At 37.5% G+C, this 17,985-nt stretch carries 13 protein-coding genes; 4 read left to right on the plus strand and 9 right to left on the minus strand.

The window, feature by feature from the left end; translation table 11 throughout:
- From QQS35_RS15000 to QQS35_RS15010, 3 genes are all read right to left on the minus strand, one after another.
- Positions 1-1,110, minus strand: a 1,110-nt coding sequence (locus QQS35_RS15000; protein WP_285931612.1) for an IS1182 family transposase, incomplete at its 3' end; no start/stop codon positions are given.
- 181 nt (positions 1,111-1,291) lie between these two features.
- The gene (locus QQS35_RS15005; RefSeq protein WP_285933030.1) at positions 1,292-3,385 is read right to left on the minus strand and encodes a M6 family metallopeptidase; all 2,094 of its coding nucleotides are present in this window, start codon (positions 3,383-3,385) and stop codon (positions 1,292-1,294) included.
- Positions 3,386-3,636: 251 nt separating this feature from the next.
- A complete protein-coding gene (locus tag QQS35_RS15010; RefSeq protein ID WP_285933041.1) occupies positions 3,637-4,224 on the minus strand; it encodes a cupin domain-containing protein in 588 nt (195 codons plus the stop codon).
- 290 nt (positions 4,225-4,514) lie between these two features.
- On the opposite strand from QQS35_RS15010, the gene QQS35_RS15015 reads away from it, so the two are divergent.
- Positions 4,515-4,928, plus strand: a complete 414-nt coding sequence (locus tag QQS35_RS15015; protein WP_285933031.1) for a hypothetical protein — start codon at positions 4,515-4,517, stop codon at positions 4,926-4,928.
- A 109-nt stretch (positions 4,929-5,037) separates the two neighbouring features.
- Here QQS35_RS15015 and QQS35_RS15020 read toward each other — a convergent pair whose 3' ends face one another.
- The 3 genes from QQS35_RS15020 to QQS35_RS15030 form a co-directional block, all read right to left on the minus strand.
- Complete coding sequence (locus tag QQS35_RS15020; protein ID WP_285933032.1) at positions 5,038-5,709, minus strand: hypothetical protein; 672 nt, start codon at positions 5,707-5,709, stop codon at positions 5,038-5,040.
- A gap of 616 nt (positions 5,710-6,325) precedes the next feature.
- Positions 6,326-6,883 (minus strand): AAA family ATPase, encoded by a 558-nt coding sequence (locus tag QQS35_RS15025; RefSeq protein ID WP_285933033.1) that lies wholly within the window; start codon positions 6,881-6,883, stop codon positions 6,326-6,328.
- Positions 6,884-8,212, minus strand: coding sequence for an MDR family MFS transporter (locus tag QQS35_RS15030; protein ID WP_285933034.1), 1,329 nt, complete (start codon positions 8,210-8,212; stop codon positions 6,884-6,886).
- Positions 8,213-8,246: 34 nt separating this feature from the next.
- Between QQS35_RS15030 and QQS35_RS15035 the strand changes: the two genes are divergently transcribed.
- Positions 8,247-9,977 (plus strand): SgrR family transcriptional regulator, encoded by a 1,731-nt coding sequence (locus QQS35_RS15035; RefSeq protein WP_285933035.1) that lies wholly within the window; start codon positions 8,247-8,249, stop codon positions 9,975-9,977.
- A gap of 178 nt (positions 9,978-10,155) precedes the next feature.
- Here QQS35_RS15035 and QQS35_RS15040 read toward each other — a convergent pair whose 3' ends face one another.
- The 3 genes from QQS35_RS15040 to QQS35_RS15050 form a co-directional block, all read right to left on the minus strand.
- Positions 10,156-12,216, minus strand: coding sequence for an ATP-dependent helicase (locus tag QQS35_RS15040; RefSeq protein ID WP_285933036.1), 2,061 nt, complete (start codon positions 12,214-12,216; stop codon positions 10,156-10,158).
- A 10-nt stretch (positions 12,217-12,226) separates the two neighbouring features.
- On the minus strand, positions 12,227-14,878 hold the full coding sequence (locus QQS35_RS15045; protein WP_285933037.1) for a DEAD/DEAH box helicase: 2,652 nt from the start codon (positions 14,876-14,878) through the stop codon (positions 12,227-12,229).
- Positions 14,879-15,032: 154 nt separating this feature from the next.
- On the minus strand, positions 15,033-16,046 hold the full coding sequence (locus QQS35_RS15050; RefSeq protein ID WP_285933038.1) for an NAD-dependent epimerase/dehydratase family protein: 1,014 nt from the start codon (positions 16,044-16,046) through the stop codon (positions 15,033-15,035).
- Positions 16,047-16,674: 628 nt separating this feature from the next.
- Here QQS35_RS15050 and QQS35_RS15055 point away from each other — a divergent pair.
- A complete protein-coding gene (locus QQS35_RS15055; protein WP_285933039.1) occupies positions 16,675-16,830 on the plus strand; it encodes a hypothetical protein in 156 nt (51 codons plus the stop codon).
- A gap of 883 nt (positions 16,831-17,713) precedes the next feature.
- On the plus strand, positions 17,714-17,985 hold a 272-nt coding region (locus QQS35_RS15060), incomplete at its 3' end, for a hypothetical protein (RefSeq protein WP_285933040.1).

Consider the following 17,985-nt stretch of genomic DNA (forward strand, 5'->3'; position numbering starts at 1 on the left):
TTTGTCTACAGTCGTATTGCCTTGACTACAATACCATTCATCCGAATCTTTATTATAGGTATATTCGCTTTCATCTATTCTGTATACGGAGTGACTTACTGGTATATATGCCTTCGCCATTGTTTCTTCTATAACATTCAGAATTGCCTTTCTGAAATAGGCCTTGTCACCGTAGACTTCTTCCACCTTCACACCAGATCGCTTTGTTTCTTCCAACATTTCTTTGGCATAACTTCCATCCATATAAGCACCATTCGCGGTTCGAACAGATGTAATAATTCGTTCATCTGTTGTCATGACAAACTCCGTTTTATAACCATAAAAACCTTGGGTTTTACTTTTACGACCAACTCGTGCATCTTCATCAATGAGAGAACGCACTCCTTTTTGATGCATAAATTTAGGGTCAGCAAGAATATCTTTTGCCTTTTGAATGATTTCTGACGTTTTTGATTCTTTCTCAGAAGTCTTTTCTTCTGCTTGATCAATCACTGTTTCCAAATAAGCCTTCATCACAGCTTTCGCTTCGTTGTGGTCCTCAATTTCTTTATAGTTAGGTGCCGATGGCACATTTTCTAACGGTTTTCCTGTTTCTTCTTCGTAGGTCTGCATAATGTTTTTACCCAAATGTTTCATCAGACGCTCTGGGGTTTTCTTAATGGTGTTGGCTTCCATATGTGTGGCATCTATACTTACACTCTTTCCCTCAATGATGCCTTTATCTACACATTGCTTAACAATTTCCGTAATCATCTCATCAAGGGATCCTTCTACTAAACGCTGTGTTCTGAACTTCGAAAGCAGACTTTTATCAGGAAGATCGTCCTCAGGATTAATACCGATAAAGTACATATAAGCTAAATTCAAGCTGGCTTCTTCGATAACTTTCTCGTCAGATAAATTATAGAGATGTTGCAGAAAAAGAAGTTTGCACATCAATTCCGGCTCTTTCGCCGGTCGTCCAAATTGCTTACAATAACTGTTCTCTAGTAATTTATTGATAAAGCTAAAATCTACTACAGTTGAAATGGTTTTAAGTATATGATTTTCTGGTATTTTACTATATAATATAGAATGAAGACTTAATTGTTTTGGCTCTAGTCGAAGCATAGAAAAAACCCCCTAATGGTTTGGTATTTGGTCATACTAATTATACCATTCAGGGGGTTTTTTCTCGTTGAATTATCGCGAAGTTTTGGTGGAATTTATTAAAGTTTAGTGAATTTGAATAATTGAGTTAAAGTCGTAGACTTTTTCACTGGTCCCGAACCGTCCCCTGCTTCCTTGTTTCCTATTTCTTTTTTGGTCCTTTTTCTTGTAATTTCACTTCATATTCAAAATCAACTGGGCTATTACTTCCTTCTGGAGCAGCATACCAGGTAGTCATGTATGTCGTACCTTTTTTGAACATGTTTCGTAATTTCAAATTGTCTTGTTCATTCATATGAAATGGATCTACATGGAATACTTGGTATTTACCATGCTTATCTTCATTTACAAATGTAACCGAATAGTTTACATACTCACCCGCTAAAGCAGCTTTTGATTGGAATCCATCTACACTAGAACCGTCATAACTTAAACCAATTTCAGGAATTTCGATATTATCAATATACCATCCAGCATTTGTTGTTCCCCAGTCCGTTAAGTAACGGAAAGAGATAAGAACGTCTTGCCCAGCGTATTCGGAAAGGTCGAAGCTTTCTTGTTGCCATTCTTCATAATGACCAGTAAACCCTGGAACGTTCTCTTTAATTTTAAGGTAGCCTTCTTCGACTACGTCTGATCTTGTATTCTCATTAGATAGACTAGTCCAAGAACTTCCACCATCAGTAGAAACCTGTACAACCCCAAAGTCCCATTGTTCTTCAATATCAATAAAGTTATCAAATGTTAAAGTAGCCTCGGAAGCTCCAGTTAAGTCAGCTTCAAAGATAAGATTGTGATCTACCTCATCACCGTCTCCACTCCAATAGACCTGTTCCTCTGTGCCAAGTGGATCAGCTACTGTCTCCCAAGATAGAGGCAAGAAGTCAATTCCTTTAAACAGTACATCTACAATTTTTTCATCAAAGTCTAACACCTTATAATCCGCACCCCAAGCTGGAACCCCGTCTTTTTCAAACTGCTCAGCTTTTTCAAGGTTAACTGTCATCCCACGTTGTTTACCATCTTCAACTGGTAATTCACGTAAATTAATGGTTTCGAATCCATACTGACCTTTTTGTCCTTTTACATTTTGTTGCTCATCCATCAGTAAAGCTGTAATAAATTTTTCATAAACACTTTGGAAATCCTCATTGATACCATTTGCTTTATATGCAGCATTGTAACTATCAATCCCATTTAATTCACTAAGCGCTACTTCACGAATAAACTCTTGTCCAAATTGTTCATAGTTATAAAGCGTAAATAAATAGACAAGACCATAATCGGCGATAGTTTCAGGTCCAGTTACAGCTCCAACGTGCTCATCCCAGTTTACAAGTGAGTTCTCGGGATGATCAAGCAAGAAATTAATCGCACCTGTTCCATGTCCGTATCCACCTAAATATTCAGAGAATGTTGACATCCCCTCATTCACCCAAGTCGTTTCATCCCCGTCATTATCAGCATGTATTAAGTGTTGTAATTCATGCATAGTAGTGGAGAAAAAAGTATTTTCCAACTTTGTCTCCCAACTGTTTGTATCAATCGTAATGATGTTACGGTCAATATAGTTTTCTAATGTTTGCCAGAAGAAACCTGCCACGAAGAAAGGGTAATCTGGATTTGTGTATCCCTCGTCTATAATATTATCTACGAGCATAATCACCTTATCGCTGCCTTCGTAATAGTCGTCAGGTAATCCAACCATATCCGGTAAAGTAGAGTTGCTTCCATCAAGCACATCAGGAGTGCCAAAAAAGGCTGTTGTTTTCGGATATATGTTTGAGTCAAACTCATCTCTAAGCTTGTCCACTTGTTCTTGTGTTACGACATGTGCCGGTCTTTCATCCGGGAAACTCAGGTCATTTGCAACCCAAATTTCTACGTTATCCCCTACACTACGGAGAGTGAATTCCTTAAAAGCTAGATCTCTATTAAGAAAGGATTTTGTTCCACCGTCATAAGTAAATGTACTATCCGCACTCTCATTATTAGCACTTTCTTCCTCATCAAAGTTCACTTTTGCGGCTGCTTCTTTAATAGCAGCTGCAGCTTTTTTTTGAAACTCCTCATCACTTGATTGTTTGTTTAAATCTGCTGTGATATCTAGTTCATCCCCATATCTTTCGGTGTTCCACTCTGTACTAGAATCCACTTTTGCAAAACTAGCTGTAGGAGCTAATAGAGATAATGATAGAGCAGTGATCGATGCTATTGCTGTTAATTTCTTTTTCAAAATCGGCGACCTCCCATTATTTTCTCTTTATTAATATACTGACACGCTCAGTATTGTTAAATTAAACCAAATTTTCAGAATTATCACAATGGTGTAAATAACCCAATTTTAGACAAGGTAAACCGTGATAAAAGTTATACCTCCGCCTCTACAAAAGATAGGTATAAAGAACAATAGAAGCAGGGGACGGTTCTCCGCTTCCTAATTTCGGAAGCAATGAACCCGTCCCCTGATTTCTCCAAGAATCACCATTAAAAGTTATATCTATGTTCTTCTTCCATCGCATCTGATTTGGTAACATGAACTGTTCCAAATGGATGGTTAGGTGGAGCATAAATTGAGTAAAGTTTTAGAGGTACATTACCAGTATTGATTAAATTATGCCACGTTCCTGCAGGTATCACGATTGCAGAATCGTCATAAACGTTTCTTTTAATGTTTAGATTATTTTTACTTTTTCCCATTTGGACAATACCTTGCCCTTGTTCCATACGTAAAAATTGATCAACATCAGGGTGCATTTCCAAGCCGATGTCTTCTCCAACATTGATACTCATTAAGGTAACTTGAAAATGTTCCCCTGTCCATAGAGCGGTGCGATACGTACTGTTCTGCTTCGTAGCCTCATTGATATTTATAACAAATGGATTTGGTCCATAATCCTTTAACGGTATAGAAGTATCGCCATTGGAAGTGCGGTTCTGATATGATGTATTTTGATAACTTATCTGATGAGGAGTAGCCGATTGCCAAGGTTGCATTACGGCTGGATAGATTGGTGCATTGACATAATACGGGTACTGATAATGACGAGGATACCTATTTTGGTCATAGTACAATTTTTTCATCCTTTCAAACCTTTCAAAATTTATACAACTATACTATGCACTTTTTTAGGTAATGTACTTAGTTTTTTTAATTATAATCTTAGGTAGAAGTAAACAAGAAAAAACACCGCCAGATACTGTAGTGTCACATATGGCAGAGCTGTATTATTAGCTTTTATACTAATCTAAATCCGAATGCAACGGAGAATTAATATATATATAACTTTTATGAAAGTAAATCCAGCATAAATATCCTTCAGTTTCATATAAATTAACAAACATACTAGACTGGAGGAATGATGATGAAAAATGAATTAGATATAGAAGCTTCCTTTGATATATCAGAGGAGACATTAAAGAAATACTATGATTTAAACACACAGAAAAAAGTATTGGAGGGAGAAATGAATCAGATTAAAAAACAGATTCATAGCTTCTTAGATGAAAGCTTTGGAAAAGAACAAAAAGGTGAAGTGAAGCGTGGGAAATATAAAGCGCAACGGACAATTCGTTCTTCAGTTAATTACGACGAAGAGAAGACTGTACAAAAGTTGGAAGAATTAAATTTAGAAGATCTCATCTTACAAGTAAAACGTCCAGATACAGAAAAACTAGACGCTGCATTTAAGATAGATTTAGTTAATGAAGATGCATTCGCTGATTGTAAAACCAATAAACTGTCTCAATCCATTACAGTTAAGGAATTAAGCTTATAGGTACTAGAGACTCTACCGGGGAAGGTTCATCGCTTCCAAAGTTCGGAAGCAAGGAACCTTTCTCTGCTTACGAATTTCAAAGATATATAAAAAGGGGCTTATGCGCTACTTATTGATTTTTCAGTATCCGTTTAACGTCATTCACTTCACTTTCATGCTTAACAGAACGAACTGACAACGTTTCAATAACCCTTTGCTGGTCCTCTAATATATCTTTAAGCTCATCTGTTTTGGTATCTATATGTTTCTCTATATTTTCAAAATACGGACCTAAGCCATAAATTAAATTATCTTTTATACTTAAAACTTCTTTCTTCAGATCTACTTGCCCTAGTTCTAATTGCTTTTGGCCTTGTTCTACTTTGGTCTGCCTTTGTATGAGCTGAGCCTGACCTTGCTCTACTTGGGTCTGTCTTTGGACAAGTTGTTCTTGACCTTGCTCTACTTGGGTCTGTCTTTGTACGAGTTGTTCTTGACCTTGCTCCACTTGGATCTGTCTTTGGACAAGTTGTTCTTGACCTCGCTCCACTCGGGTCAGCCTTTGGACAAGTTGTTCTTGACCTTGTTCCATTTTGGTCTGTCTTTGGACAAGTTGTTCTTGACCTTGCTCCACTTGGATCTGTCTTTGGACAAGTTGTTCTTGACCCTGCTCCACTTTGGTCAGCCTTTGTACGAGTTGTTCTTGACCTTGCTCTACTTTAGTCTGTCTTTGGACAAGTTGTTCTTGACCTTGATTGAGTCCTTTCAATTCACTTAAAATTAATTTTAATGTGTCTTCCATTAAAATCACTCCGTTATCATTTTTATAAATTATAACACGCTTAAGTATGTTGTTTACATTTAATATTTTATTTTCTAGACTCTAACTTAGGTGATTCCTCATTGTTGTGACTCGATTGCTCACTGAGCTTTTTTTCTTCCCTAAAGAACAACGTAGGGAACGAAAATGTTAGTATTTATACCCAACCTCTTTATCTGAGAAAAATTGACGTTTGCCAATGATGGGTTCAGAGCTACACTACACATTGATTTACTAATCTTGCATATTTTTTGTCTGTGATCAACATAAACTATTTCCGTTTAGAAGGATTTTTCAATTTTACTGAGTCAATTTTATAATTACCTTATTCAGTCATCTGCTACAATAGATAGTTTGGGAATGGTTTTATCCAACTATATATTGTTGTAGGTGACGACAAAATTGGTATTATGAAATTGATTAAACTAGAAACGTTTTGGTCGCCATTTCCACTCACCTCCTTTTCGTTTTACTATACCAAAACAAGAACATTAGTTCTTATTCAAAATGTGGTAGTTGTGTGAACACTGGCGATAAGGCTTGTATATATTCAATTATTCGACAAAATTGGAAGCAAGGAACCGTCCCCTGCTTCCTCTTATAACTGTAATGTTTCTTTTATTTGCAGTGCGACCTCTGCTGCACGCATGTGGGTGTTATTAATTCTTAAATAATTTTTGTGTTGAATTTCACCCACTTCTGAATTCAACCGATGAGTCTCCATTGTCTTTAAGAGCTCTTCTTTAGATTTTTCTGTGTTTCTTTTTGTCGGCTTGTGATTAAGTCTATTAGCTGTCACGTTTCGCTTTAGTCTTTCTTCTACATCTGCTTCTAATTCAACGAGGTAAACTTCCGCACCTACCGATTCAAAAACATTCGTTACTTTTTTAACAAATTCCCAGTCTTCTTGCTCGTCAAAAGCCCAGACATAGGTGAAAATCATCCCATATTGATCACTTTTAGCATAGCTTTCAAATAGTTCTTCCCTTATCATTGTAGAGATTCGCCACATCTCATCACTAAATCCGAGAAAAGGTTCTAATAGCTCAATCGTCATATGATTATGAAATAGTTTTAAACCTGTTATTTTAGCTAATTCTTGCCCAATGGTCATTTTCCCAACCGCTTGCGGACCATATAATAATACAAACTTCATTTATACTCCCCCTGTTATTACTGCAGTCTTTCCATGCTTAATACCCTGGTACTTCTGGATTGCTGCTCTTGATAGATAAATTCCTAGCAATACAAAAACGAGATAAATAACACCCATACCAACTCCACCAATGATGTTACCAACGATAATTCCTAGCGCTCCAAATAGCTTTCCTATTTGAAAAACAAATCCATTAAAAGCCATATATGCGCCTCTTCGGCTATCACCTACGATATCCGCAAGTAGTGATTGTCTTGTTGGAACATACATTAATTCCCCAACAGTCAAGATCATCACTGCAAGAAACAATCCAAGTATGTTCGTTGAAAAGGCTAAAATGGCAAAGCCTAAACCAAACAAGATAAACCCAATATACATGATTATTCGTTCAGATCTCCCCTTGATTAATTTAGATGCAAGACCTGTAAATAAAACAATCATTAATGTATTTTCTACAGTAAGCAGACTTAACAGTTTTATTCCATCTATCGTTACACTAAATGTTAAGATCTCTAAGGTTCGTGGGATAATCTCATCCTCCAGCCTAACAGCAATAAAATTATTGCGCTGAAATTCTAAAGATAAAATGGCAATTCCACCTAAAGTAAATAACACAAATGGAAAGTCTTTAATGACTGTCTGGTAACTTTTTAATAAGGCTTTTACTCCATATTCTTTATTTACTGTCTTTTTACCAACCAATGTCTCTTCTATCAGGACGGCCGTCATCCATAATGTTACCAATGTCATTACAAACAAAGCGATAAGTAATTCAAACAAATGCGTTTTGAAAAACCAGCCTCCAACTATTAGACCTAGCATTAAGGACATATTTACAGCCCAATAATTGATTGCATACATGAATGCTCGTGTTTCTTTTGTACTTACATCAATTAACATCGCTTCCGCTGCAGGATTAACAAAGCCTGAGGAAACTCCAATAATAAGCATTGCTAGGAATGTGATCCATGCCGATGAGGTGATAGGTGAATTAGCACCAATCATAACGGCAAATCCCAACAATTTCATCGCTTCCCCAATCACCATCAACCGCTTACGACCTAATATATCCGCCAAATAGCCGCCATACAGACCTGCTATGAATTGCACGACTACATGAAGGATAAGTAATATACCAGCAACCGAGGCATTTAATTTATTGGTAAAATAAATCGCCATAAACGGAAAAATCATCGAACCGATTACCCTACTAAAAAAAGACGTATAGATTCTTATTCTAATATTCGAATGTAACTCCTTAAACATAACGAACTCCCCCTTCTCTTTATTTTGCCTTTTCCAAAAGGGGTTAAAAAGGGTATAATACAATTTAAAATGTCCCCTTTTACAAGGAGGGAAGGAATTGAAAGAACTAGCTTATTTTGAAATGCGTGCACACTTATACTCCAAAGAACTAGATTACAAGGTTGAGTTCAAATTAAAGGATCTTGAACAGCTCTGGTTTTGCACTCAAAAGAATGTAAAGAGGAAATTAAAAAAATATCAATCTCTAGGATTACTTCACTATAAACCTGGGATAGGAAGAGGAAATCCATCCACACTAGAGTTCACTAAAGCCTTTAAGACTGAGATTGAAGAAATAGTCGCAAAACTAGTGGAAAAGGAGCAATTAGATGATCTGGTCCAACTATTACAATTGCCGATCCCGAGAGAATGGATTACCACTGTCTCGACAGTTCAAAAATTATTTGGCTACACTTCTACCATACAGGCAAAAGATATTTTACGTACCGTTACTAGAAGGAAACTTACTACCCTACATCCGATGTATAGCTCTATAACATTGGAGAGCCATCTCATTAAACAACTAGGCGATACATTGGTTAGATATGAGCAAGAAACAGATCAAATAAAACCACATTTGGCCCATCATTGGAGACATAACGAAACCTATACTTCCTGGACCTTTTATCTACGCAAAGGGGTACTTTTCCATAATCATCAGTCGTTAACGAGTTTAGATGTGAAAAGTACGATGGAATGGTTCCGGAATCAGGACTCACCGAATGACTGGCTCCTTGCGGGTATAGAAAAAATAGAATGTATCAACCCTTATACAGTTCGATTTGATTTAAAAGAAGCCAATCCATTCTTTTTGCGTTATATCAGTTCTTTAAGCCTTGCCATCTTACCTAAGGATATTCCATTTGACGAGAATAGCTGGATTGGAACAGGACCGTTTAAACTAGTGGAACGAACAGAGAATAAACTGGTTCTTGAAGCATTTGATTTTTATTTCTTTGAACGTCCTTTATTAGATCGAGTGGAAGTATGGCAGGTGCCGGTGGATGCGTTTGAAGACTTAACCTATAAGGTGCAATACCAAGAATCTAACGGTGAACCCTTTTTAAAGAAAGAAGTCGAACCTGGCTTTCGCTTTCTATCCTTCAATTTTAATCGCAATCCAAAAAGTATGGTCCATAACAAACATTTTCGGGAAGCTATCTTCCACCTGTTAGATACTGAAAAAATGTGGGACGAATTGGATCGGGAAGATTTGATGGAGGCATCTAGCTTTCTCCCTTGGAATTCAACAAAGCAGGATCGTGATTCTGCAAACATACCTTCCCTATTGAAAAAGGCAAACTACCAAGAAGAAAAACTACATTTATTCTCCCTTTACTTTCCTAAAGCACTTGAAGAGGCAAATTGGTTTATTCAAGAAGCAGATAAGTATGGGATGAAGTTTCATTTGCACACTTTTGATATTGAACAGCTTTATACCAAGCAATTAGATGAACAAGCAGATTTAGTATTTCTAGGAGAAATCGCATCGCTAGATTATCACCTCTCCTTTATCGGTGCTTTTTACAATAAGGCACTACTATTTAGGAAATTTCTAACTGATGATCAGCTATCGTTTATCTATCAACAATTGGCTCAAATAAAAAGACAGCACACACACCAGGAACGGGAAGTATATGTATCCAATGTCGAGCGCTATTTACGAGAAGAATTCCTAATTATTTTCCAACACCACCCTATTCATACGGTCACCTTTGACCCAATGATTAAAGATATCCAAGCGGATTCCTTTAACAAGGTTGACTTTAGTAAATTGTGGATTGAGTAAACGAGGGACAGGTATTCGAACCAGGTACTTTTCTTGGAGAGTTATCTAAGAACTATCAATATTTTTATATAGTTTGACCCTCGTATTTTTAACGAGGGTTCATGGTTCGAAAAATGCAAGTAGTAAACTTACATTCCATATCAGTAGGTTTGGAAGCAAGGAACCGTCCCCTGCTTCCTCATCCCAAATACTCCAAACTAGTAAAAACCTTTGAAAATGTCTTACTCCCATAAGCCTCAAACACAACGGTGATGGAATCTTCATCTTCTGACTCAACAATTCCCTCGCCATATTTTTCGTGCTTGACGCGTGTTTCGTCACTAGCCTTCTCTTCTGGTCTGGCCTCGTCTAAGACAGCAACTTCTTCTTGTGTATTTATGTTCTTTTGAATTGCTTTTCTCATCGATTGAAGATCCACTTGACGCTCCTTACTTTCTTCTTTCGCAACTATATGACCTGGCAGCATATCAACAAAACGACTTGGTCCTTCCAATACACGATAATCATCTGGATTGGTATAGTAGGAGATTTCTAAGGTATCTTTAGCTCTTGTGATTCCTACAAAAAATAATCGTTTTTCTTCAACGCGCGCTTCCGCTGTGGAAGTACGTAGTGGAATGGATCCTTCATTGACGCCAACGATAAAGACATGTTTAAATTCCAATCCTTTACAGGCATGTAAGGTCATCAATTTAACACTCTCATCTTCTGCATCGATAGAATCTTTCAAAATATGTAAGCCATACAAGGTCGATGAATTGAGGTATTCGCGCATTCCTTCAGTTAAAGCTACGTTTTTTTCATCGATATAACGCTTCATACTGTCAATAAAATCTAGAATCAATGTTTTATTTTCTAAAAAGGTGGATGATGTTGGTGATAGGTAATCATCCAATGCAAAGTAATCATAAACTTCCGATATATTTTCAACATTGGCTTGCAGAAAGCCAATTATTTTATCTAATAAAATAGAAGTATGGTCCGACTCATTGTTTATTATTCCTCTTATTTTCGCAAAGGAAAGACCTTCGCCAAACTCCTTATTGTTTAAAGCCGTAATGATATTATTTTTATCATTATGATTGATTGAAGCCTTTAGCAAACTGACCAACCAATGAAGAACAGGAATATCCTTTAACGATTTTTTAACGGAAACCTCGACTGGAATTTTTTCTTTAATTAGTGCATCTTCCATCGTTTTTGATTGTCTTTGCGTACGATAAAAGATGGCAATATCTTTATAACTAACAGAACCCTCACTAGTTAGCTTTTTAATTTGATCACATAAATACTGTGCTTCATTAAACGGGTTATAGTGATTTTTGACAACGATTTTGCTTCCTTCATCTCGTACTCCTTCAAGCTCTGTACTATCCTCTAAAAACTGTTTAGCCGCTTCAAGGATCGTTGAGCTAGATCGATAGTTAATTGGTAAGGACATTTCCTTGGCATCATAGACTCTCTTGAAATTTTGAAAGATGTTTTTCTCGCTACCTCGCCACGAGTAGATAATCTGATTTGGGTCACCAACGACGAATAAGTTTGTATTGGCTCCACACATGGCTTTGATCAATGCTAACTGGGCCCGATCACAATCCTGGAATTCATCTATGATAACCCACTTCGGTGTGAATACTCCTGTTTCCAATAGTTTCGTAGCATGTACAATTAAATCATCAAAATCCATTTTGTTTTGCTTTCGTTTCTCTTCTACCATACACTCCCATAATACTTTGATATCATCTTCTCGTTTCATATTCCCATACAATGTTTCACCGTTTTTGATTGCTTCCATACGTTTGGACAGTTTATTTTTGAATTTAATGTTAAATCGGTGCTCAATCATTAATCGATATGCCATTTCAAATAGTTCATCGGGATCCATGATTGTAAAACGATTGGTATAGCCAATTTCTTGAATAGGTAAGACTTTAGACAACAATTTGGATGCAACACTGTGAAACGTCCCAAAGTACGGCATGTCTTTATCTTTGATTTTCGAATTTTCTGCTTTGATACGATCCTTGATTTCCTTGGCAGCTTTATTCGTAAACGTGAGCACGACCATCTCTGTTAAATCAATCTCTTTTACTAAATGAAGATACATCACCTTGGATATAAGGACGGTTGTTTTTCCACTTCCGACATGTGCATTTAAAAGCAGTGCGGGACTATTATCTAAAACAGCATCTCTTTGATAAGTATTTAGTTTACGAAGCATATCATCTGTTTGAATCATAGAACCCCACCTAATTTGTTAAATCTGAATATCGTCTGGAAATTTTGTCTCTAGTTGCCACATTTCCTTTTTGTGCCGTTTCGAACTCTATCGCAAAGTCCTTTGGCGTGTTAACGTAATGGTTAATCATATTTTTCAGTTTGCCTATATTATCGCTCTCATTCATCCATTCTTTATAAAAAGGATTATCTATAATAAGCATTAATGTAGAGCCTTCTATCCTGACGGCTGGAACACTCGCCAAAAAGTCAGATAAATATTCTCCTGTTGCTTTCATGAACCTAGTAAACTTACTCCAGTCTTCTTGTAAATGTAAGAATTCAAATTTCTTTTCGATTACAACTTGTGGAGCAGCAACTGGTACTTTCATGCCCTTCGGTGGCACCAATTGTTCAAATATATTTTCTAGTCCCCATAGAACAATTGCTTTATCGAGATTGTAGTCTCCAATACAAGCTGGACACCCTTCGTTACATTTACATCCACTTACCATTTTCCTCGCATTTTGAATAATTTCTGCAAAATGATCAAACGCCTTCTCTGCATACCCCAATCCACCGATGTATCGATCATAAATACAAATCGAGGTTGTCCGCTCTTCCTCATTGGATTCCTCCAACATGGACGTACCGACATCTTCCTTGGTAGCCATCGTTAACATCAGCGTTGCATTTAATAGCGCATAACTCATACCACCAAAATAAGTCTTCCAGAACTGCGCGGGAATGTCTGTCCCCTGATTAGGCACTAGTTTCCTGAAAAGAATATCAACATTTTTAGGGATTAAAATCCGAACACCCTCTGTTTCAAACGACTTGATTAAGGGCTTGGCGAGCTCTTCGTAGCCTAAATTTTGATGATTATGAAATTGAATCCTTTTATAACCTGTTACCGATTCTGTCACTTTCACATCGCCGAAATGTTGCCTCGTTCTACCGATGTCGTCCTCTTTAAAATCCTTTATTTTCACTACAGTTGTGCCACTATGTGAAGCGGTATAGTAATTGGCATCCATCGGTAAACCGTAAGCCACTCTATTTTCCACATCTAAGTTTTCAATTTGAAAAAGCAATCCGTCATGCAAATAAATCGCACCTTGGTGGATTTCTTTAAATGCTTGCAATTCGTCCATTTCCGTAAGCACCGTTGCATCGATTTTATTGACTAGTTTATATCTTTCTTTATCCATATTTCGCAAACTAAAGTCCCCCGCTGGAAAAGAAGGTCCGATCCAAGTAAACTTACCATTTTCACTTCTAAGCTCTCCCGCCTTGATCAACACCGGAACAATTTCTCCTAGCTGTGGAAACATCGCTATATCATCTAAAGAAAGAGGTATTTCAGCTGCAGCCGCGCGAACATGGGCTAACTGGATAAATAGGTTGTTCGTATCAACAACGGCGTTTTCACTTCCATTGGAAAAAAGCCATTCCGGATTAATGCCAATGTATTGATCAAATGGCAAATTATCTAATAGTAAAAAAGTAGAAGAGCCGACACCACTACGACCTGCTCGTCCAGATTGTTGCCAAAACGAAGCCCTTGTCCCTGGAAATCCTACTAAAACGGTGGATTCCACACTCCCAATATCAATACCCAGCTCCAAGGCATTAGTGGAAACAAGTCCTTTCAAATGACCATTCACCATTTTAGTCTCAATTTCTTTTCGTTCTTTCGGCTTGTACCCACCTCGATAGCCAGAAATCAAATGAGAATAATCCTGTACGTTTGTTCCGTCATATTTTAATTTATCGCGCGCTTCTTTTAGTATGACTTCGACTGTTTTCCGCGCTTTACAAAAAGCAATAAAGCTATTATCCTGCATCACTAGTTCTGGTAACAGTTCTGTCGCTTCTTGCGCAGGACTTACAGGATAATCCGTTCCTTTTATCATCGGTGGCTGCCATATGTAAAAATGCTTTTCTGGTGCAGGTGAACCATCCTGATCCATCAGTATAAAAGGTTTACCAGTAATCTTCTCTGCCAACTCAACTGGATTGGCTATTGTTGCCGAGCTACATAAAAATTGTGGGGAAGAATGATAATAGGTACAAATTCTATTAAATCGTTTCATTAAATTCGCTAAATGTGAACCAAAGGTGCCTCTGTACGTATGTAGTTCATCGATAACCACGTATTTCAAGTTGGAAAAGATAAAATTAAACCCATGGTTATTGTGATTAGGTGAAAATGCAGTATTGATCATCTCAGGATTCGTTAAGATAATATTAGCGCTATTTCTAATCCTACTTCGTTCATTAACAGGGGTATCTCCATCATAGACACCTGCTTGAATTTTATTTTTACCAAAGTAATCTAATAGAGGCTGGATATTGCGGTATTGATCATTAGCTAATGCTTTTGTTGGATAAACAAAGATGGCCCGCGTCATTGGATTTTTCAGTATTTCTTGTACGACCGGCAATAAAAAACTTAGTGTTTTACCACTGGCTGTTGACGTCGTAATGACAATGTTTTTTCTATCCAATGCTGTGTCAAACATCTCCGCTTGATGGCTATATAGGTGCTTAATTTTATTTTCCTTCAAATAATCTTGTAAGCTAGTTAATAGTCTGTTTGGAAAACTTCTATATATAGCTTTTCGCTCTGGTGTTACTTTTTGTGCAATGATTCGATCGTTAAATTGATTAAGGGCTTCCATGAATATTCCTCCTCATTTAGAAGATGTTATCCTATGATTACAAAACGAACATTTGTTCTAATTCTATCATATTGTGTTATGTAAGGAAAGAAGCAGGGGACGGTTCCATGCTTCCAACATTCGAAAGCTACGAACCGTCCCCTGCTTCAACTTTTTATTCTCCAATGCTCGCTAAAAATACTTCATATCTAGCTATAGCATTATCCATTTTCTTATTTAACACATCATCGATTGTTTGTAATGCTGGACGTTCTTTAAAATAGTTAATCGATTGACGAATGCCTTTTTCAAAATTCGTAGTTGCCATATACCCTGGTACAAATGTTTTAATTTTATGATTATCAACAACATAACTATTGCTAATATCTCCAAACAACTGCCCTTTGAATTCCGGCATAAACAGTGAAATAGACTCCGAAGTCATATGAATAGGTTTTGGCTTAACCCCAACAGCTTCTCCTAAAATTTGAAGGTATTGATTCCACGTTTTTACTTCATCAGAGGTTATATGGAACGCATGTCCAATTGTTTGTGTGTTACCAAATAAACCAACTAACCCTTTCGCAAAATCACTGTTATGGGTAATCGTCCATAAAGAAGTCCCATCCCCTGGAACAATAATTTTTTTACCTTGTAAGATTCGATCCACGAGTGTCCATGGATGCGCACCACTTGTTACCGCAAAAGGAATGCTCGATTCACCGTATGTATGGGATGGCCTGACAATTGTGATTGGAAAAGAGTGTTGACGGTATTCCTTTATTAATCTTTCCTCACTCGCTAGTTTATTTGTCGCATAGTCCCAGACAGGATTATGCTGTGGGGTTGATTCATCCAACTTATAATAAACAGGTGGCCTTTGATAGGTAGCAACAGTACTAATAAAAATATATTGACTCGTTTTTCCAGTAAAATAAGCAATATCTCGCTCTATATCTTCTGCCATAAAGTTAATCCAATTCACAACAACATCAAAATATCTATCCTTTAATAACGCTTTCATTTCATCGCGATTATTAATGTCTCCATGTAGCAACGTAGCTTCTTCTGGTACAGATCCCTCTCTCTTTCCCCTAGTAAGTAAATACAGATCGATTCCTTGTTGCACTGCTAAATTCGTAGCTGCACTACTTATGAGGCCTGTCCCTCCGATAAATAATACTTTCATAGTGTCCACCTTTCTTCATGCTAATTAACTTTATATTATCATAATGTGGTTACCTATTGTTAGGCTCGTAAAAGGCTTTAATTGATTCATCTACATTAAATAATAGATTTATCATGTTCCCCTTCTTGTAATTAGATCTTCATCGACATTCTCAGTTGCAACTTCTTTTAACACTTTTGCGAATGAAGCATTTGTTACAAAGTCGTGATGTCTACCACCTGTACCAACTCTTTTACAATCGATTCAAAATAACTAGTACTACCCGATCCTAATCGTCTCAATGACCAGTTCATTCCCTAAATCTACACACCATTCGAGAAGTGATTCTTGCACAATTTGTTTTAAGACTCTTAGGTTTTGTTCATAAATAATGTAAGCTTTTTGCGCGTGTCCTCTTCTTCTCTTGTATTCTCCTTTTTCTTTATGTATGTCCCGAGCTTCATCACAAGATATTTCCGGATTTCATCCTGTGATTGTTCCGGAATACCTCCTGATTTTGTTCTAGATATTATTCGTTAAATGTGACAATTCCTCAAAATACGTTACTACTGATTTCATCTGATAAGCTAAAGCTTTACATTTAAATCCTTATTGATAACGAATCAAGTTGTGATCAAAGAGTACTTTTTTGGGCTCACAAATTCGTGGAATAGATAGTCCTGAGAAAGTTTCCACCGTAAAAATTGGCGAATTAACCGTTTTTATACGGCTTTCTTTATTATTAATTAACACAGCGTGTGCCATAGCACACGCTGGAATTCTTGAAACAACATCCATTCTTTAAAAGCATTTAGTCCATTTGTAAAATTTATCCATACACTTCCTGCTTACCGATTATGGACACACTTCCTTCACGGTAATCGTACAACGTTCCATCTTTCATCCTCCTTTTATTCTTTCATATTTATAATCGCCGGGAGGTTGGTATGTCTTTGTTGAATGGAACTAGGTGGATTTTTTCCCGGGACAATCGTGCAGTTTCTTTTCCCTACTTAAATAGAGCAAAAATTACCTGCATGGATGATCCACCCAAGTAATCTCGCTCTATTTTATCTGAAATATTATCCATACAGTATTTCCAAAGCGTCATTCAGAATCTCTTTTCTTGCTATATGCAAGCGTCTACCGGCTTCCCGGGTACAGGACAAGGACATTGGGGATTATTCCACAGGTTAGGAAGCAAAGAAACGTCTCCCCTCGCTTCATTCCCTGTCTCATTCGATGTGATTTTAGATGAAATGGGTTGTTTTCACAATACCAAAAAAGGCAGCCACTTTTAAAAAATAAGCACTTTTATAATAAATTCACCCACTCTGATTTATTATTTATCTCATAAAATGTATAAGTTCAATGAAAGGGGTTGAAAAAATTTGAGTGGAGAAAAAAGCAAATCAAAAGGAATAAATAAAGATTGTATCTCCAATAACAAAAAAAATCGAGAATGTGAACATAAATATTATAAATCCAAGGATATAAAGAGTCGAAAATGTGAGCATAAATATTGTAAATCCAAAAGAAAAAAGAGTCGAGAATCTGGGCATAAAGATTGCAGATGCAATGAAAAGCAAAAAGTAAACACTAAAATAAATGTTCCTATAAGATGTGCTGGAGCAAAAGGACCTCCAGGTGCAACCGGGCCTATGGGACCTAGGGGGCCTAGGGGGGCTATGGGACCACCGGGGATTACTGGCAAACCTGGACCTACTGGTGCTACAGGGCCTACGGGACCGCCGGGGGCTACGGGGGAACCAGGGCCTACGGGACCACCGGGGATTACTGGCGCTACAGGGCCTACAGGACCGCCGGGGGCTACGGGGCCACCGGGGACTACAGGACCGCCGGGGGCTACGGGCGAACCAGGGCCTACGGGACCGCCGGGGGCTACGGGCGAACCAGGGCCTACGGGACCACCGGGGATTACTGGCGCTACAGGGCCTAC

Source organism: Aquibacillus rhizosphaerae, from assembly GCF_030282825.1.
GTDB classification, from domain to species: domain Bacteria; phylum Bacillota; class Bacilli; order Bacillales; family Amphibacillaceae; genus Aquibacillus_C; species Aquibacillus_C rhizosphaerae.